The sequence below is a fragment of the Streptomyces sp. NPDC002680 genome, assembly GCF_042889145.1.
Classification (GTDB): domain Bacteria; phylum Actinomycetota; class Actinomycetes; order Streptomycetales; family Streptomycetaceae; genus Streptomyces; species Streptomyces adonidis.
Map to the genome: position 1 here is coordinate 364,433 of NZ_JBIAQP010000003.1, position 18,261 is coordinate 382,693.

The following is an 18,261-nucleotide window of genomic DNA, read 5'->3' on the forward strand; positions in this document are numbered from 1 at the left end:
CGAAGCACTCCGCTCCGGTGAAGTCAACTGTCTTAAATCTAAGAAGACCGAGTTATCGAGCACGCTGCGGCGTCGACCTGGCGTCGATCGGCATGTTCGAGTCCTCGATGCCATCCATGAGAATGACCTTCTCGATTTTGAGAACATCACTGGTATCGTCGAGCCATGAAGTTTGCCCTGCGCTTCGACTTCCGCAATCCGGTGATGTCGGGCACGACCATGGCTGACCGCTATGCGGCGGCCCTCGACATGGCCGAATGGGCCGACCGGCTCGGGTGCGTGAGGATCACCGTCTCCGAGCACCACGGCTCACCGGACGGGTATCTCCCCAGCCCGATCCCGATGCTCGCGGCGATGGCGGCCCGCACGAGCGATGTCCGCTTTCTCATAGCCGCGCTGATCGCTCCGTTCCACGACCCGCTGCGCCTGGCCGAGGACATGATCGTGCTCGACAACCTGAGCCGGGGACGGGTCGACCTGATTGCCGCCGGCGGCTACGTGGACGAGGAGTTCGCCATGTTCGACGTCCCGATGGGCGAGCGGGCGAGGCGCGTGACCGAGGCGGTGAGCACCCTCAAAGCGGCGTTCGCCGGGGAGCCGTTCGCCTACCGGGGCCGCACGGTGCACCTGACGCCCGCGCCGTTCCGCCCGGGTGGGCCGACTGTCCTGATGGGTGGCAGCAGTGAGCCGGCCGCGCGGCGGGCCGCCCGTATCGCGGACGGGTTCGTCCCCTCGGTACCCGAGGTGTGGGAGTTCTACCGGGACGAGGTCCAGCGGCTGGGCCGGCCCGACCCCGGCGCCAGTCCCATCGGCGAGAACCGCGTCGTGGCGCTCGCCGAGGACCCCGAGAAGGGGTGGGAGCAGATGGCGCCGTTCTTCCTCCACGAGACGAACGCCTACGGTGCCTGGCAGGCCCGGAGCAATGCGGCCGCGCCGTTCCGCACCGTCGTCGACAGCGCAGAGTTGCGGGCCACCGGCCAGTACCGGGTGCTGACGCCCGATCAGTTCGTGGCGGAGCAGAAGGCGTCGGCGTTCCCGTTCGTCCAGTTCCATCCGCTGTGCGGGGGGATGCCGATGGAGTTGGCCTGGTCGAGCCTGCGCCTCTTCGAGTGCGAGGTGCTGCCCGCCTTCGCCTAGCCTGCGGGAGCGTGCTTCCGTGCGCTTCCACGCCATGCCGGGTGTTTCTCACAACGCCCGGACGCGGCAAGGGAGTTGCTTGGGGTCGGGGCCAGCGCCCGGCGCTACCGCGGTGTCCGTCCGCGGACAGGTTTCGGCCGGCCTGGAGGTGCGAAGGCCGTTACGAGCGTGCCGCCAACGTGCTGCGCCGGTAGCGGCCGGGCGCGATGCCGTGTTCTCGGGAGAAGGCCCGGGAGAAGGCGAACTCGGAGCTGTAGCCGACGGCTTGGGCGATCTCGCCGACCGGGTCGGCGGTGTCGCGCAGCAGGCGGGCGGCCAGGTCGATGCGTACGCGGGACAGGTAGGCCAGCGGGGTGAGGCCGACCACGGCCTTGAACTGGCGGGCGAAGGCCGGACGGGACATCGCGACGGTGTGGGCCAGGCTCGCCACCGTCCAGTCGCGTTGCGGCTCCTCGTGCATCAGTGACAGGGTGGTGCCGATGCGCGGGTCGCGCAGGGCCGTCAGCCATGACGGCCCCGTCTCGTCGGCGCTGTCGGCCCGTTCGAGCCAGGCGCGGACCGTCAGCACGAACAGCACCTCGGTCAGGCGTGTGGCCACCGCCCGCGATCCGGGCTGCCCGTTCCGCGTCTCGGCGGCCAGGATCCGTATGACGCCCTGCAGTTGCGGGTCCGCGCTCATACCGGGCACGTGGATGATCTCGGGCAGCGCGGACAGGACCGGATGGCCGTCGGTGCTGCCGGCGTAGTGGAACTGCCCGCACACCACCCGGACGACCGGACCGTTGCCGCCGAGGTTGAGCACGCCGCTGCGGTCCGGCGGGTGGGCGGCCTTCAGCTCCGCGTAGGGCAGGGCGTCCTCGTCGGGCGCCCCGATGAGCGTGTGCGGTGTACCGCGCGGCAGCAGCACCACGTCCCCGGACACCAGCTGCATCGGTGGTGCATCGGCGATCTGCAGCCAGCAGGCACCCTCGGCGATCAGGTGGAAGCCCGCGGTGTCGAGCTGTTCCAGGGCGCAGCCCCAGCCGGAGCCGAGAGAACGCAGCTGCCCGAGCAGCACGCCCTTGAGGCCGGTGGCGGCCAGTACGTCAGCGAGCACATCCATGCCCGCACCCTAGCGGCGGAATAACCCTGAGGATCCGAGGGTGAGACTCTGAGGCAAATTTCTGATCCTTTCTGTCATGGATGCTCTTGTGATCGCTACATAGAGTCGAGGGTGAACGACGACTTCAGAACGGCGCGCGGTCGCCGTCCGACCAGGAGAAAGCCATGAAGCTCGGCATCGCCATGTTCCCCGCGGACTTCGCCGTCCGCCCCGACGAACTGGCCGTGGCGGTCGAGGAGCGCGGGTTCGAGTCGTTGTTCCTTACCGAGCACACCCATCTGCCCGCCACCGAGCGCACCCGCGCCGAGGTGGGCGAGCTGCCCGCGCACTTCTCTCACATGTACGACCTTTTCGTGGCCCTCACCTACGCAGCGGCCGCCACCCGCGACCTGCTCGTCGGCTCCGGTATCGCCCTTGTGCCCCAGCGCGATCCGATCGTCACCGCCAAGGCACTGGCCAGTCTGGACGTCCTGTCGGGCGGACGGGTGCTGTTCGGGGTGGGCGCCGGATGGATCAGCGAGGAGATCGCCAACCACGGCACCGACCCCGCGCGCCGCTGGAGCGTGACGGCCGAGCGGGTGAAGGCGATGCGTGAGATCTGGGAGAAGGACGTCGCCGAGTTCCACGGCGAGCACGTGCGGTTCGGACCGCTGTGGTCCTGGCCCAAGCCGCACCGGCCGTCCGGCCCGCCGGTACTGGTGGGCGGCTCCGGCCCCCGCGCGACCGCCCGCGTACTCGACTTCGGCGACGAATGGATGCCGCACGCCGGACTGCCCGTGGCCGAGCTGGCCGACCGCATCACCAAGCTGCGCAAGGCGGCGCACGAGGCGGGACGGACCGCCGAAGTGCCGGTGACCGTCTTCGGCGCCCCGGCCGACGCCACGCACCTGGCCCAGCTGCGGGAGATCGGCGTGAACCGCGCGGTGCTGTACGCGCCCCCGGCCGAAGCCGACACCGTACGCCGCTTCCTGGACGGGATCGCACCGCTGGTCGCCACCTTCCAGGACTGACCGCACGGCCGACCGGAATCCCGCCCGGCTCAGCCGTCGGGCTCTTGAACGTCAGCACCATCAAAAACGGAGAAGCACCATGAGCAAGATCTGGTTCGGAGCGAAGACTGCGGCATGCGATCGGCATTCGATGGGCTCGGCGTCGTACGGGTGAAGAGCCGTGCGTTGCGTCCGACTGCCGCGTCCGACCGTTCAGGACCGGGCGCGGGCGGCTTCGATGAACGCGGTGATCAGCGCGGGGTCCTTGACTCCCCGGCTCTGCTCGATGCCGCTGGACACGTCGACGCCCCAGGGCCGTGCGGCGTCGATGGCGGTCCGTACGTTGCCCGGGGTGAGGCCACCGGCGAGAAGCCACTTCTCCCCGGGGTCGGCCAGAGGCTTCCTGGTCCAGTCCCAGGTGACGCCGGAGCCTGCGACGGGGGCGTCAAGAAGGAGGATCTCCTCGCCCATCTCTCCATAGCGCGGCACGGGGTCGCCGAACGCCGTGGCGCGGATCAGTGTCCATCCGCCTGAAGCCAGACCGTCGTAAAAGCCGCGGTCCTCCGGACCGTGCAGTTGGACGGCGCGGATTCCCGCGTCGCCGGCCAGGGACCGTACGTCCTGGAGCGTCTCGTTTCGGAAGACGCCGACGGTCAGGACGTTCTCCGGTACGCGACCGCACAACTTGGCCGCCGTTGCCGCGTCGATGCGGCGCGGACTGTCCGAGAGGACGAACCCGATGGCATCGGCACCCGCGGCGACGGCCGTGTCGACGTCCCTCTCGGTTTTCAGGCCACAGATCTTGACGAACAGGGAGTTGCTCAAAATGGTGCTCCGATGCGGCGTCCGTCGGTCAGTTCGGGGTGATGGTTCCGGCGACCACGTCGACGGCGAGCCGGCGATGTGCGGCGAAGAGCCTGAGAGCCGCGTCGGTGTCGCGGGCGCGCAGGACGGCGACGAGCTCGCGGTGCTCCTCCGGGATGCGCGCGAGGTAGCCCTCGGTGCTGTGGGTGATCCGGGTCAGCAGGAACAGGTGGACCTGGCAGCGGATGGCCTCCCACGCGTCCTGCAGCCGCAGATGTCCGGCGGCGGCGAAGACGGCGTCGTGAAAGGCGATGTCCAGGCGCACCATTTCGTGCTCGTCCGTGGTGCGCTCCATGAGGCCCGCCGCCTTTTCCACGGCGGCCAGGTCCTCGTCCGACGCGTGGGCGATCACCTGCCGCACGGCAAGCTCTTCCAGCGCACCGCGCAGGCTGTCCAGCTCCGCGACGTCCTCGGCGGACAGCGCCGTCACCGTGGTGCCGCGGTGCCACGCACAGTGCACCAGGCCCTCACGCTCCAGCAGCCGCAACGCCTCGCGCACCGGACCGCGGCTGACATCCAGCGCGCCCGACAACTCCACCTCACGCAGCTGCGCACCGGGGGCATAGGCCCCGCTGAAGATCGCCTCCCGGATACGGTCCGCGACCTCGTCGGCCAGACCCCTGCGCCGTGCGGGGGCCACCCCGCCCTGGCTTCTCATGATTTCTACCTCCTCGATGTTCTAATGTTAACATTCAGTCGTTGTCCCAATGTCAACATTGGGACAAGTACTCCAGGGCCCAGAAGACCCGAGGTCAGAAGGTCCGAGTCCAAGAGAGGTGGTCCCTCATGAAGGTGTTCCAGATCGGTGCGGCCGGCGGTATCGGGAGCAGGCTCACCCGCCTGCTCACCGACCGCGGCGACGCGGTCACCGGTATGCACCGCAACCCCGCCCAGGCCGACACCGTGCGCGCCACCGGCGCGGGTCCGCTCCTCGGGGACCTCATCGAGGACTCCGTCGAGGAGCTGGCGCAGAAGTTCGTCGGTCACGACGCCGTCGTGTTCTCGGCCGGCGCCCACGGCACCGGCCGGGAGCAGACGACCCTGATCGACGGCAAGGGCCTGGAGAAGGCCGCCGACGCGGCCGTCCGTGCCGGGGTCCCGCAGTTCGTGCTCGTCTCCGTCTTCCCGGACGCCCTGCGCGGCGGCGAGGCCGGCGAGGGCTTCGAGCACTACATGCGGGTCAAGAAGACCGCCGACGTGTACCTCACCCGCACCAGCCTCGACTGGGTCATCGTCCGCCCCGGCACGCTCCTCGACGAGCCCGGCACCGGCCGCGTCACCGCGGGCCAGGCCATCGAGTACGGCGACGTGCACCGCGACGACGTCGCGGCGTTCATCGACGCCGCGCTCCACGAGCCCGACCTGAACCACGTCATCGTCGAGCTCACCGGCGGCGAGACCCCCGTCGCCGACGCGGTCGCCGAGCTCGTGACCTCGACGACCGGCCGACGCGCTCCCTGAACCCCGGGTGTCCGCACGGCCCCCGGTATCCCCACCCGATCACCCCGATCACCCCGATCAAGAACCAGAAATCAAGAGGAGAAAGACCATGACGACCCAGTCCTTCAGCTTCGACATCGGCGCGGAGCAGGTCTTCGGCTACTCCCAGGCGGTCAAGGTCGGCGACACGATCTACGTCGCAGGCCAGCTCTCGTACGACGAGGACGGCACCTTCCTCCACGCCGGTGACTTCGAGGCCCAGGCCAAGCAGTCCTTCGCCAACCTCGACAAGGTCCTGGCCAACTTCGGCGCCACCCGCAGGCAGATCGTGCAGGACACCGTCTTCGTCGTGAACCTGAGCCAGTACGTCGACGCCCTCGCCGCCGCCCACGTGGGGTACTTCGGCGACCACCGCCCCGCCACCACCGGCCTGAGCGTCGGCGGACTGGTCTTTCCCGGCCAGCTCTTCGAGATCAACGTCGTCGTCGACCTGCGTGCCGACGCCTGACATCAGGCCAGGAGAGTCAAGGAGGAGCCGGACACATGCGTGTTGTCATCGCCGGAGGGCACGGCAGGATCGCCCTCATCCTGGAAAGACTCCTGTCCACGCGGGGGGATTCCGTCGCCGGCCTGATCCGTGACCCGGACCAGGCCAGGAGCCTGGCGGTGGCAGGCGCGGAAGCCCTGGTCGTGGACCTGGAGAGCGCCTCGGCCGAGGACGTCGCGAAGCACCTGGACGGCGCGGACGCCGTGGTGTTCGCGGCGGGAGCCGGAGCAGGCAGCGCGGCCGCGCGCAAGGAGAGCGTCGACCGCGATGCAGCGATCCTGCTGGCGGACGCCGCCGAGGCCGCTGGAGTACGGCGCTACCTGCTGATCTCCGCGATGGGCGCCGACCTGCGGGCACGGGACGACGCCCCCGACCCGGTCTTCCGCGCCTACCTGCGCGCCAAGGCCGCCGCCGAGGAAGCGGTGCGCGCCCGAACCGCGCTGGCCGTGACGGTCGTACGACCCGGGCTGCTCATGGACGCCGAGGCCACCGGCCGGGTGACGCTCGCCGATGTCACCGACGCTGGCGGCATCACCCGTGAGGACGTGGCCGCCGTACTGGTCGCCCTGCTCGACGTACCCGGCAGCGAGGGCCGGACGCTCGAGGTCATCGCGGGAGGCACGCTGATCGCGGACGCCGTACGGGCTCTCGCCCCGCGCTGAACGAGCCGCCCGCCGCGCTCATCCGCCCGTTCACGGCGGGCGGTGCCCACAGCGGCACGGCCGACACACCTCGGTACACCCGGCGGCCGAACGCAGAACCTTGCATACCCCCCCCATAACACCCGAAAGGCGGGCCACCGTCCGTGGCCGAGCAAGCCCCCCACCCTGAGGAGCACCACCCGTGAGCGCCCTGTTCACCCCGCTGACCCTGCGGTCGCTGGAGATACCCAACCGGGTCTGGATGTCCCCGATGTGCATGTACTCCGCCGCCTCCGACGGGCCGGACACCGGTGCACCGACCGACTTCCACCTCACCCACCTCGCCTCGCGGGCGGCCGGTGGTGCCGGGCTGGTGATGGCCGAGGCCACCGGTGTCCGTCCCGATGGGCGTATCAGCCCGTGGGACCTCGGTCTGTGGAACGACCGCCAGCAGGAGGCGTTCGCCCGGGTCACCGCGGCCGTCAAGGCCCATGGTTCGGTCCCGGCCGTCCAGCTCGCCCACGCAGGCCGCAAGGCGTCGGTCGACAAGCCCTGGCTCAGCGACCGGTACCTGCCCGAGGTGGAGGGCGGCTACCGGGCCGTGGCGCCCAGCGCTGTCGCCTTCGACGGGCTGCCCGTTCCGCACGAGCTGACCGTCGACGAAATCCAGCAGCTGGTACGGGACTTCGCCGCCTCGGCCGAGCGCGCGCTGGCCGCCGGTTTCCAGGTCGCGGAAGTGCACGGCGCCCACGGCTACCTGATCAACTCCTTCCTGTCCCCGGCCTCCAACCACCGCACCGACGCCTACGGCGGCAGCTTCGACAACCGCATCCGCTTCGCCCTCGAAGTCGTCGACGCCGTGCGCGCCGTGTGGCCCGACGAACTGCCGGTCTTCTTCCGCACCTCGGCCACCGACTGGCTGACCGAGAACGCCGAGGACGACCGCGAGGGCTGGACGGGCGACGACACCGTCCGCCTCGCCAAGGAGCTCCAGGCGCACGGCGTGGACCTGCTCGACGTGTCCTCCGGCGGCATGGTCCCGGATGCCCGCATCCTCACCGGGCCCGGCTACCAGGTCCCCTTCGCAGCCCAGGCCCGCACCGCGACCGGCCTTGCCACCGGCGCCGTGGGCATGATCACCGACCCCCGCCACGCCGAGGAGATCGTCGCCGGCGGACAGGCCGACGCCGTCCTGCTCGCCCGCGAACTGCTCCGCGATCCCTACTGGCCGCAGCACGCCGCGCTCGAACTCGGCGCCGAGACCCGCTGGCCGGACCAGTACGCCTACGTCGTACGACGCCGCACCAAGCGCTGACCTTCGCCCCCGGACCACCTGAAAGGACACCCTTCATGAACCACCTCGACGGCAAGGTCGTCGTCATCACCGGCGCCTCCTCCGGCATCGGCGCCGCCTCCGCCAAGGCTCTCGCGGCGCGTGGCGCCAAAATCGTCGCCGCCGCCCGCGACCAGGACGGGCTCGACAAGCTGGTCGCGGACATCCACAAGGCCGGAGGCACCGTCACGGCCAGGGTCACCGACGTGACGGACGCCGACGCGGTCCAGGCGCTGGCCGACTTCGCGGTCGACACCTACGGCGGCATCGACGTCCTGGTCAACAACGCGGGCCTGATGCTGTTCTCGTTCTGGAAGGACCGCGCGCTCGACGACTGGAACCGGATGATCGAGGTCAACATCCGGGGCTACCTCAACGCCATCCACGCGGTCCTGCCCGTGATGCTCCGGCAGAACTCCGGCCACATCCTGAACATGGACTCCGTGGCCGGCCACCAGGTCGGCGACGGCGCAGGCGTCTACTGCGCCACGAAGTTCTTCGTCCAGGCCGTCACCGAGAGCATGCGCAGGGAACTCGGCGTCCGTGAGGGCATCAAGGCCAGCACCATCAGCCCCGGCGTCATCGACACCGGCTGGGCCGACAAGGTCACCGACCCCGTGGGCAGGCTGGCCGCCAAGCAGCTCAACGAGATCGCCATCACCCCGCAGAGCGTCGCCGACGCCGTCGTCTACGCCCTCGACCAGCCGGCCGATGTCACCGTCAACGACCTGATCATCTCCCCCACCCGCCAGAACTGGTAACCGAACCCCCCCCAATAACAGGAGCAACACCATGACCACCATCGACTCCTTCAGCCACAACGTCTCCGGCGAGGACGATTTCGGCTTCGCCCAGGCCATCAGGTCCGGCGACACCATCTACGTCTCCGGCCAGCTCTCCCACGACGAGAAGGGCGAATTCCTCCACCCGGACGACTTCGACGCCCAGCTGAAGCAGGTGTACGCCAACTTCGAGAAGGTCCTGGCCCACTACGGCGCCACCCGCAACCAGGTCATCTCCGAGACCCAGTTCGTGGTGAACCTGCCCGAACACAACATGGCCATGGCCGCCGCCAACCTCGCCTACTTCGGCGCCCACCGCCCGACCAGCAGCACGGTGGGCGTCGCTTCGCTGTTCTTCCCGGGCCAGCTCATCGAGATCAGCTTCGTCCTCGACACGCGCCTGCCCGCCTGAGGCCACCGCCAGTCGGCGACGGCACCCCCAGGGTGCCGTCGCCCACCCGAACAGTTCCCAGGAGTAGTCATGGCTGAGGCCTATTGGAGTTCCGTGTTCACCAGCTCCGCAGATGAACTGTGGTCCGTCCTGCGGCAGTTCAACGGTCTGCCCACCTGGCACCCGGCCATCCGGTCCAGCGAACTCGTGGAAGGCGAGGGCGAGTTCGCGCCGGGCGCGGTGCGTGTCCTCACCGGCGCCGACGGCAGTACGTTCCGGGAGCGGCTCGTGGCTCTCGACGACGCGCGCCACTCTCTGACGTACGAGATCATCGACTCGCCCCTGCCGGTGCGCGGCTACCGCTCGACCCTGCAGGTCTGGCCCGTCGCCGACAGCGGTGGAGCCTTCCTCACCTGGTCCGCGACCTTCGACGCCGCCGACGGGCACACCCCCGACGAGGCCGTCGCCGCCATCACCGAAGGGGCCTACGCACCCGCGATCGCAGCCCTGCACAAGACCGTGCACTGACCGGGACCTCCTGGCTCCCCACCCCATCAGCACCATTCGCTCGTGCCGACCAGATCCACGAAGCCTTCCAACACGTCCTCAACGCGACGTCCGCTGAAAGTTCCTCCCACATGGAGCCGTTGTGTGTTGTCACTTCGTTGCCCGATCGGGTGTATCCCCCGCGCGATCGTTGTCGGTCGCCCTGGTGAACCCGCAGGGGCGCAGGCCGATCCACCTCACCGGGGTGTGCGCCCGGCTGGTCCGTGAACCGCACGAGATCCGCCCGAGTGACGACGTCGTGCTGTTCTACGGGGACTGCATGGGGCAGAGCGTGCGCCGGTTCTCGGCCGAGACCGAAGGCGGACTGCCGCCCGCAGTGGTCCTCGCGCCCGGACTCGACTGGGACGATGTGTCCCTGGCGCTGCACCACGGGGCTGTCGGTTATCTGCTGGAGAACCAGTATGTGTTCCTGCTCGCCGAGGCACTGCTGTGTGCGTCCCGGGGGGCCAGCATCCTGGACCCGGTGGTCGCCGCCGAACAGGTCAGAGTCGCGTGCAGGGCGCGTGGGGACGCGGAGACAGGGCACGCGGAGCCGAAGGTGCCGCACGGCAGACCCGGGGCGGTGTCACCGGACCGGCTTCCTCGACTGTCCCCGCGTGAGCGGCAGGTCATGGATCTGCTCGTTGCGGGACTCGGGGTCCGTGAGGTCGCCCAGGAGATGTTCCTCACGGACAAGACGGTCAGGAACTATCTGAGCCGCATCTACTCGAAGCTCGGGGTGCGCCGCCAGTCGGAGGCAGTCCTGCACTGGGTCGGACAGCCGGCAGCCACAGGGCCTCGCGGTCGCTGAGTTGTTCAGCTGCAGAAGCGGAAAGCGTGCTCGGCCTTGGCAACTCCGCGTGCGACAGTCGTGCAGTTCAGGTTGTTCTCGCGGACGTCGTCATCTGCCTGGAACCTGTACTCAGGTTCCAGGTGACGTCCGCGTGGATGACCGTCCCTGTATCGGTGGTTTTCGAGCTGGTGTTGAGCTTCGCGCAGGCGGTGGCTCCCGAGGCCGGGATTTCGAGCTTCACACTGCCAGTTCCCGAGGGGATATTGGCGTTGATGATCTGCACTTTCCACGCGCTGTTGACTGAAGCAGTACCGGTACTTATACCGAAACCGATGCCGGACTTGAGTGAAGGGCGACGGCGAGGGGTGCGAGTGGGCATGCCGAACCCCCTTGATCCAAGTGTCTGCAGCGCGGTGCGGCAAGGAATAGAGTCATTTGCCTCTATCCGCGGTGCGGCAAAGGTGATCTCGAGATACCGGTGACGATTGGCGCGGACTGCAATTGAGGCGGTGACCTGGGCGGATATCCTCGCGGACTGACCTGAATACGACGGCTGCAGTATTTCGGCAACGAGATGGTCAATTTGCAGTATTCACACCAACCGACCTTGACTCTTGTCGCGAGCCTCCGACAGGCTCACTTCGTGAGACTGTTCAATAATTCGGCAGCCTGGAACTCCGCAGAGGCATGAACTCATGGTTCCCGAGGTGGTACTGGCGGCGGAAGACGGAATGCCCGCCGTGAGGATCTCGCAGGAATTCCTCCGGCCGGGATCGGTGTCGGCGAGCCTCGGTCCTGGAATGAGATCCGCCGCGTCCCGGGCCGGTTGCGCCTGAGCAGGATCGCCGCCAGTCGCGGTGAAGGAAGTCACAGCAGTGCAGATCGCGGAGCAGGTACCCCTCCTGGCGCCCGATGCACATCGAACAGGAGCACAGCATGGAATCACCGACACCTGTCGGCGTGGCGAGCGGGCGCGAGCCGGGTTCGCACGAGGCGGACAGGAGGAAGGAGGAGATCGCCAAGAAGGTCTTCATCTTCCTCATCCCGTTCCTCATGGTCACGATGATGTACGCGACGTACATGGGCACCATGCACTCGCCGCAGACCCGGGACATGCCCGTCGCCGTCGTCGGCTCCGGGGCCGTGGCCCAGTCCGTCGTCGACGAACTGGAGTCCGTTCGGGACGGGGCCGCCGCGCCCCGGCTGGTCTCCGACCGCTCGAAGGCGCTCGACCTGCTCAAGGACCGTGACGTCGCCGGCGTCCTGCTGATCCCCGCGGACGGCTCCACCGAGGCGACCGTCTACACGGCCCAGGCGGCCGGCGCCTCACAGGCGGGAACGGTGAAACAACTCCTCACCCCGGTGGCGGCGGGGCACGACTGGACGACCAGGACCGAGGACATCGCGCCACTGCCGTCCGGCGACAGCTCCGGCACCGCGATGCTGTTCGCCACGATCGGCATGATCATGGCCGGGTACGTCCCGCTGAGCGCGATGACGGGGGCGACTCCGCAACTGCTCGCCCTGCGCAGGTTCCTGCCCCTGCTGGCGGGCTGGGCGGTGGGCACCAGCACGTTGATCTGGCTGATCCTGGGACCCATCGTGGGCGCACTCGACGGCAACTACCTGAAGTTCGTCGGAGTCGGACTGGTCGCGACATCCGCCGCGGCCCTCGGCCAGCTGCTGCTCGTCAAGACCCTGGGCAGACTCGCGGTGGTGCCCGGCATGCTGCTGTGGGTCGTCTTCGGGGTGCCCTCGTCGAACCTCGCCATGTCGATCCACCAGATGCCCGGCTTCTTCGGCTTCCTGCACGGTGTACTGCCGATGCCGGCCACCGGTGAGGCACTGCGGTCGATCACCTACTTCGACGGCCGGGGAGTCGGCGGTCACCTGCTGACGCTCGCGATCTGGATCGTGGTCACTCTCTCGCTCTCGGTCCTGATCGAACGCCGCAAGGGGAACGTCGTCCCGGGCGACGAGCCGTCCGAGGACCCCAATGCTCCGCTGCCCGCGATGGCCGGCGGTCCGATGCGCTCCAAGCGGTTCCGGTACTTCGCCGTGGCCGCCTTCCCGCTGGCCATCCTCACCGTCGTCGTCGGCCTGATGAGCGCTTCCCTGCACCAGCCGGAGGTCCGCGACATGCCCGTCGTGGTCGTCGGAGCCTCGCAGGACCAGGCCGACCAGGCGGCCCGTGGTCTCCAGGACGGCATGGGCGGCCTGCTCGCCCTGACCACCAGCACCTCCCTCGACAAGGCGACGGACCAGATCCGCGACCGCGAGGTCGTCGGCGTGTACGTACTCCCCGCCTCGAAGGACGGCGCGGCGACGCTCTACACCTCCTCGGCCGCGGGTGCCAGCCAGCACTCCGCCCTGCAGGCGATGTTCCAGCAGGTCGCGACCAGCCAGCACACCCCGCTGAAACTGACCGATGTCGAGCCGCTGACCGAATCCGACTCCAACGGCAGCAACAGCATGTACGCGGCCATGTCCTGGATCATGTCCGGCTTCCTGATCATGGCGGTGCTGCGCGGGGCCGCGCCGGAGATCAAGCGGCTGCGGAAACTCCTGCCGATGGTGATCGGCTGGTCCATCGGCATGGGCGTGTGGCTGTGGTTCCTGTTCGACGTCCTGATCGGCGCGATCAACGGCCATGCCCCGGCGATGATCGGCTTCGGAGCGCTGACGATCTTCAGCATCGCGATGTTCACCGGAGTCTTCACCCGCACGCTCGGCATCGCCGGCCTCATCCCCGTCATGGTGATCGCCCTGATGATCGGGATCCCCGCCTCGGGCGGCGGCATCTCGCTCTACATGGTCCCCGAGGTCTTCCGCGACCTGAACGACGTCCTCCCCCTGCCCGCCGCGGTCGACGTGATCCGCGCCACCGTCTACTTCGACAACAGCGGCATCGGCGGCCACCTGCTGACCATCGCCGCTTGGGGAGCCGTGTGCCTGCTGCTCCACCTGGGGATCGACAGGGCAATCGCCCGCCGTGACCGCAGGCGGGGCACGGACGGGACGAACGGCGGCGGTCCTGCCGGGGACGACCGCCAGACCGGGCCCACCCTCGACCGGACCGGCATCGCCTGAGGCGCCGGTGTGACCAACGCGGCTCCTGTGCCTGCGGGTTGAGGCTTCGAACGCCTCTCCCAACGGCACGGGAGCCTCGTGCGTTGTCCGGGGGCATGTAGCTGTGGACCCGTACCGTCCCTTCTAGATCTGCTTGCCGGCCAGCGGTGTCGGTGGACGGTCTGACACCCACCTTCTTGATCCCGAGTCGGACATCGGAGAGTTCATCCATGCCCATACCGTTAGACGCGGCGCAGCCGCCGACGCCGTACGTATCGCCAGGGGGCGACTCGATTCCCGAGTTCGGGTTCAACGCGCCGGACGCACCCGTGCCCGGGCTCGAAATGGTCGACCTGGCCACGCTGCGCCGTCGCGTTCAGGGCGGCCGGCTGCATCGCGTGCACCGCGTGGACTTCCACACGATCACCCTCGTCACGCGCGGCGGCGGTGAGCACACCGTCGACTTCGTCGACTACCCCTGCCGCCCCGGCACACTGCTGTGGGTGCGGCCGGGCCAGGCACAACGCTTCGGTACGACGGACGAGCACGACCCCGAAGCGAAGCTGAACGGACCGCATCTGATCTTCACGGCCGACTTCCCGCCCGAATTCAGCGCCGCCGACCGGCTGATCACCGACTGGTTCGGGCCCGTCTGCTGGCAGTTGGGGACCGGCCGGGAGTACGCCCGGGTATCCGGCCTCCTGGCTCAGCTCGCCGCCGAATACACCAGCTCACAGGGTACTGTCTCGCGTGAGATCCTCCGACTGCTGCTGGCCACGCTCATGCTGCACATCGACCGCCTGCCCCGCCCGGGGACGGACCCGCGCTCGGCCGGCGAGGTGTACGCCCGCTTCCACGCCGAGCTGGAACGTTCGTACGCCACGACCCGGCGAGCCGAGGACTACGCGGCCCGCCTGGGCTACAGCGTGAAGACCCTGAGCCGGGTCTGTCTTGCCGCCACCGGGCAGCCGGTCAAGTGCGTCATCAACGCCCGGGTCGTGCTGCAGGCGCAGCGGCTGCTCGCCCACACGGACGACCCGGTCGCCCTCGTCTCGCAGCAGCTGGGCTTCTCGGAACCCACCAACTTCGGCAAATTCTTCGCCCGTTACACCGGTACGACGCCCGGGGACTTCCGCCGTGCCCACCGTGAGGAGACATGACGGGCGTGTCCCGGCCTCCTTCGGCTCACGGCCGGTCGGGGAAGGTTTCCTTGGTCGGGGAGTCGCCCTTCGGGGCGCCGAGGTAGAAGACGATCTGGTTGCGGAACTTCTCGACCTCGGTGCGGTTGCGCAGCCACTTCGCGAACGCGGTCGGGTCGGTGTTCTCGTAGTCGAAGATCGTGCCCCAGCCGTTCTTCGCCTGGACGTCGGAGCGTACGGACCACTGGGACACCATGGTGTCCTGGTACTCCTTGGAGGTCAGCCAGCTCAGGTACAGCTTGGCCGTCTCGGGGTGCTTGGCCTGCTTGAGGATCGACGCCGACTGCGCCCAGCTGAGGAAGCGGTCCGTCTTCGGCAGGGTGAACGCGACCGTGGAGTTCGCGGGCTGGTTGAGCGCGTTGGACGCGGTGAAGGTGGCCTGCTTGGTGCCGGCGACCACGGTGTTGGCGGCCGGACGGGAGCCGCGGATCCACTGCGGGTTCTGGGCGCGCAGCCGGTCGAAGTAGTCCCAGCCGTACGTCTTCACGAGTTGCTGGAACTGCCACAGCACCGCGTCGTCGTCGTTCGGGTAGGTCAGGACGAGTTGGTCCTTGAATTCGGGCTTGAGGTAGTCGAGGGCCTCGACCGGTGCCTCGCCCTTCGTCTGGAGGTCCTTGTTGACGACGTTGGCGAAGGCGGTCACGCCCATGCCGGTGATGTAGCCGTCGTCCTTGAACTGCGGGTAGATCCTGTTCCAGCCGATCGGCCGGTACTTGAGCAGCTCGCCCTCCTTCTTCCATCGCTCCAGGTCGTTGGAGAGCTGGATGTGGGCGATGTCGGCCTTCACCTCACCGCGGGCGATCTCGTTGTCGATGCGCGGGACCAGGTCCTTGCTCAGGTCGACCTTGATGTCGATGTCCAGCCCGGGGAAGCGCTGTTCGAAGGCCTGCACGACGCGGTCCTGACCGCGGAACGCGTCGCCGCCCGCGTAGACGGTGAGCGTGCCGCCCTCCTGCTTCGCCTTCTCGTACAGTGCGGCAAGCTGGTCGCTCTCGGACGCGGCCTTCACTGTCCCGCCGGAGGGCCGGGCGCCGGCCGTGGTGACACCCGCGGTCACGGTCACCGTCAGCACAGCGGCCAGAGTGGTCAGTCGACGTCGATTCGACTTGCTGGTCAAGGGAGCTCCTGTCCATACGGCTGCCATGACTGCGCAGCCCTTGATCAGAAGCCTCACGCGCCCTCTTCGGCGCTGCCAGGTGTCCTCCGGACTCGTACTGGTCATTCGAGGACTCGGGCGGGGATACCGCCCGGCGTGTACCTGTTGTGCACCTGCGCGGAGGCCCTTCCCGTCCGCCGGACGGGAAGGGCCTCCGCCGGTGGGCTGTGTGCCCGTCGGCTCGGTTTCGGTCAGTAGACCGGGTTCCAGCCGTCGGTGCCGGCCAGGTACTTCCTGGCGGTGTAGTCAGGGGCCTGGGCGTCGGTCAGCTGCGGTGCGTTCGGGTTGTCTCCGGCTCCCTGGCCGTAGTTGTTGTATTCCTTGAACCGGGCCTGCGTCCAGGAGTAGTCGGTGGTCATGTCGGTCCAGGGGTGGTCGGAGTTGACGCCCGAGTGGATCACGCTGTCGCGGACGACCGCCTGGGGCGAAACGTCCGGCGAGTTGTGCCACGGCCGGCCGAGGTACATCGTCTTCACCGGCACGCCGTTGGTGAAGATCTCGCTGCCGGAGATCAGGATTCCGTACTTCTTGCTCTTGTCGGTGTTGGGTGCCAGCACCGTGCCGCCGACCCAGTTGCGCATGGCGATGTTGCACCGGTCGAACACCGCGGTGGCGTTGCCGAAGATGAAGTCGACCGTGCCCTCGATGTAACTGCCGACGAAGTACTGGCGGGCCTGGTCCGTGGGCTGTATCCCCTTGACGAGCACCGTGTCCTGGCGGCTGATGATCCGGTCCTGGCTGAAGGTCTGCCGGTCGCCCATGGCGGCCACCGCGACGGCCTGCGTCTCGTACGGGCCGACCTCCGGGTGCTTGGCGGGGTCGAACGAGTTGACGATCGAGATGGTCGCGACAGTGATGTCGGGCGCCTTGAAGGTGGCCACGGCGCTGCCCTGGGTTCCGTACGGCGCGCCGGTCGCGGGATTGATCATCCCGTGGGCCTTGTCGGCGGTGATGACGACGTCGGCTGCGTTGCCGGTGGAACCCTTGATGAACAGCTTGCGCTTGCTCGCCGGGACGTTGATCGTCTCGTGGTAGGTGCCCGGCGCGATGATGATGTTGTGCTCGACCCCGTCCGTGGGAGCGGCGTCGATCGCGGCCTGCACGGTCGGGTAGTCGCCGAAGCCGTCGGGCTGGACATACTCCGAGAAGTCGCCCTCGGCAAGGTGCCTGCCCTTGGTGTTCACGTTCGAGTGATGGGCCGTCATGACCGCGGCCGCGAGGGCCGCCACGGTCCCGAAGACGACCGCGCCGACCTCGATGGGAGCCGCGAGGACGGCGACGCCCGCGACGATCGCGACCAGGAGCGCCCTGCTCATGGTGGCCCAGTTGTTCTGCTGCGCCATGTGCTGCGCGGTGACGGTGAAGGCCTGCCCCCTGCCGAACGCCGTCGCCGTTTCACCCGCTTGGTTCCGGAACCGAGAACCTTCGGCGACTGCCACGATCACCTGAAGGATCGACTGCGCCCCGAGCCTGGTCTCGATCTGCTCACCGCCCTGGAGCCTCAGCACGGCGGTGTTCAGGCTGGCCGGAGTGATCTGCATGCCCTCGCGGGTGGCGCCCTGCTGCTGCAGGTCGCTGTAGTTCGCCAGGTTCTCGAACCGCGAGTTCACGTTCGCGCCATTGCCCGTCCGGATGGCCCCCGGCAGGTTCACGTGGGGGTCCAGCGTCAGGAAGTTGCCGAAGTGCACAGCACCGGCACCGTCCTCGGTGGCCACCCGCCATCCCATGACGTAGGAGTCCGACCGGCGCATGAACACCCGGATGAACTCGGGTCTGTCCTCGGCGTGCAGGTCGACGGTGATGAACTGGTTGGCCCCGTCGACGTCGGTGACGTCGACGGCCGGGCCTCCCGAAACCGGTCTGACCCTGCCGGCCCTGATCGCCTCCCTGATGCCGTTGAGCATGGTGACGTAGCCGGTCTTGGCGTCGGCGGGCTCGCTGCTGATGCGCCAGGTGACGTTCGCACCGGTCGCGGCGCTCGCGCTCTGCAGTACGCCCAGCGGGCCGAGCAGAGTGGCGAAGATCGACAGCACGACCGTGGTCACGATCGATCCGACGGTGACCCTGCGGGCGCCTCGCCGGGGCGGAGGCTGGGGTACCCCCCGTTCGGGGAGCGCCGTGATGTCGGTAGAGGACATGCGCTGTTCTCCAGGTGCTCGGTGGGCCGGGGATCCGGAGATCCGGGCTGACGTGACCGAGGCTGACAACGCACAGGTTGTTGCTCACCCCCCTGCATCAGGGGAATCAATCCCGCGCGGTGCCGCCGAGTTGA

18 protein-coding genes are annotated in these 18,261 nt (G+C 68.6%); 12 read left to right on the forward strand and 6 right to left on the reverse strand.

From position 1 onward, the window contains the following. Positions 1-165 precede the first annotated feature (165 nt). Positions 166-1,137 carry an LLM class flavin-dependent oxidoreductase gene (locus tag ACFYXF_RS11325; RefSeq protein ID WP_389349279.1) on the forward strand — a complete coding sequence of 324 codons (972 nt, stop codon included), beginning with the start codon at positions 166-168 and terminating at the stop codon, positions 1,135-1,137. 160 nt (positions 1,138-1,297) lie between these two features. On the opposite strand, the gene ACFYXF_RS11330 is transcribed toward ACFYXF_RS11325, so the two are convergent. Continuing rightward, positions 1,298-2,239 carry an AraC family transcriptional regulator gene (locus ACFYXF_RS11330; RefSeq protein ID WP_389349280.1) on the reverse strand — a complete coding sequence of 314 codons (942 nt, stop codon included), beginning with the start codon at positions 2,237-2,239 and terminating at the stop codon, positions 1,298-1,300. Between the two features lie 164 nt (positions 2,240-2,403). Here ACFYXF_RS11330 and ACFYXF_RS11335 point away from each other — a divergent pair, with 164 nt between their 5' ends. Then, entirely contained in the window at positions 2,404-3,249 is an 846-nt protein-coding gene (locus ACFYXF_RS11335; RefSeq protein WP_389349281.1) for an LLM class F420-dependent oxidoreductase, read from the forward strand. A 192-nt stretch (positions 3,250-3,441) separates the two neighbouring features. On the opposite strand, the gene ACFYXF_RS11340 is transcribed toward ACFYXF_RS11335, so the two are convergent. Both ACFYXF_RS11340 and ACFYXF_RS11345 read right to left on the reverse strand, forming a co-directional pair. Continuing rightward, a complete protein-coding gene (locus ACFYXF_RS11340) occupies positions 3,442-4,053 on the reverse strand; it encodes a phosphoribosylanthranilate isomerase (protein ID WP_389349282.1) in 612 nt (203 codons plus the stop codon). 28 nt (positions 4,054-4,081) lie between these two features. Beyond that, a complete protein-coding gene (locus ACFYXF_RS11345) occupies positions 4,082-4,732 on the reverse strand; it encodes a GntR family transcriptional regulator (protein WP_389349464.1) in 651 nt (216 codons plus the stop codon). 146 nt (positions 4,733-4,878) lie between these two features. Between ACFYXF_RS11345 and ACFYXF_RS11350 the strand changes: the two genes are divergently transcribed. The 8 genes from ACFYXF_RS11350 to ACFYXF_RS11385 all read left to right on the forward strand — a co-directional run bounded on the left by ACFYXF_RS11350 (position 4,879) and on the right by ACFYXF_RS11385 (position 10,583). Then, on the forward strand, positions 4,879-5,553 hold the full coding sequence (locus ACFYXF_RS11350) for an SDR family oxidoreductase (protein WP_389349283.1): 675 nt from the start codon (positions 4,879-4,881) through the stop codon (positions 5,551-5,553). 88 nt (positions 5,554-5,641) lie between these two features. Continuing rightward, positions 5,642-6,040, forward strand: a complete 399-nt coding sequence (locus tag ACFYXF_RS11355; RefSeq protein WP_389349284.1) for a Rid family hydrolase — start codon at positions 5,642-5,644, stop codon at positions 6,038-6,040. 35 nt (positions 6,041-6,075) lie between these two features. Further along, positions 6,076-6,741, forward strand: coding sequence for an NAD(P)H-binding protein (locus ACFYXF_RS11360; protein WP_389349285.1), 666 nt, complete (start codon positions 6,076-6,078; stop codon positions 6,739-6,741). Positions 6,742-6,922: 181 nt separating this feature from the next. After that, positions 6,923-8,035 carry an NADH:flavin oxidoreductase/NADH oxidase gene (locus ACFYXF_RS11365; protein WP_389349286.1) on the forward strand — a complete coding sequence of 371 codons (1,113 nt, stop codon included), beginning with the start codon at positions 6,923-6,925 and terminating at the stop codon, positions 8,033-8,035. Between the two features lie 35 nt (positions 8,036-8,070). Next, positions 8,071-8,814: an SDR family oxidoreductase gene (locus ACFYXF_RS11370; RefSeq protein ID WP_389349287.1), complete on the forward strand. Its 744-nt coding sequence runs from the start codon at positions 8,071-8,073 to the stop codon at positions 8,812-8,814. 31 nt (positions 8,815-8,845) lie between these two features. Then, complete coding sequence (locus ACFYXF_RS11375) at positions 8,846-9,247, forward strand: RidA family protein (protein WP_389349288.1); 402 nt, start codon at positions 8,846-8,848, stop codon at positions 9,245-9,247. Positions 9,248-9,316: 69 nt separating this feature from the next. Further along, entirely contained in the window at positions 9,317-9,754 is a 438-nt protein-coding gene (locus ACFYXF_RS11380; RefSeq protein WP_389349289.1) for an SRPBCC family protein, read from the forward strand. Positions 9,755-9,938: 184 nt separating this feature from the next. After that, positions 9,939-10,583 (forward strand): LuxR C-terminal-related transcriptional regulator, encoded by a 645-nt coding sequence (locus ACFYXF_RS11385; RefSeq protein ID WP_389349290.1) that lies wholly within the window; start codon positions 9,939-9,941, stop codon positions 10,581-10,583. Positions 10,584-10,650: 67 nt separating this feature from the next. Here the strand turns inward: ACFYXF_RS11385 and ACFYXF_RS11390 are convergent, their stop codons facing one another. Beyond that, a complete protein-coding gene (locus tag ACFYXF_RS11390; RefSeq protein ID WP_389349291.1) occupies positions 10,651-10,944 on the reverse strand; it encodes a hypothetical protein in 294 nt (97 codons plus the stop codon). Positions 10,945-11,501: 557 nt separating this feature from the next. Here ACFYXF_RS11390 and ACFYXF_RS11395 point away from each other — a divergent pair. Together ACFYXF_RS11395 and ACFYXF_RS11400 are read left to right on the forward strand one after the other, a co-directional pair. Continuing rightward, complete coding sequence (locus tag ACFYXF_RS11395) at positions 11,502-13,655, forward strand: ABC transporter permease (protein ID WP_389349292.1); 2,154 nt, start codon at positions 11,502-11,504, stop codon at positions 13,653-13,655. A gap of 209 nt (positions 13,656-13,864) precedes the next feature. Next, positions 13,865-14,794, forward strand: coding sequence for a helix-turn-helix domain-containing protein (locus tag ACFYXF_RS11400; protein WP_389349293.1), 930 nt, complete (start codon positions 13,865-13,867; stop codon positions 14,792-14,794). A 25-nt stretch (positions 14,795-14,819) separates the two neighbouring features. Here ACFYXF_RS11400 and ACFYXF_RS11405 read toward each other — a convergent pair whose 3' ends face one another. Beyond that, positions 14,820-15,950 carry an ABC transporter substrate-binding protein gene (locus ACFYXF_RS11405; protein WP_389349294.1) on the reverse strand — a complete coding sequence of 377 codons (1,131 nt, stop codon included), beginning with the start codon at positions 15,948-15,950 and terminating at the stop codon, positions 14,820-14,822. Positions 15,951-16,180: 230 nt separating this feature from the next. Beyond that, positions 16,181-18,127: a pectinesterase family protein gene (locus ACFYXF_RS11410; protein ID WP_389349295.1), complete on the reverse strand. Its 1,947-nt coding sequence runs from the start codon at positions 18,125-18,127 to the stop codon at positions 16,181-16,183. Positions 18,128-18,261 lie beyond the last annotated feature (134 nt).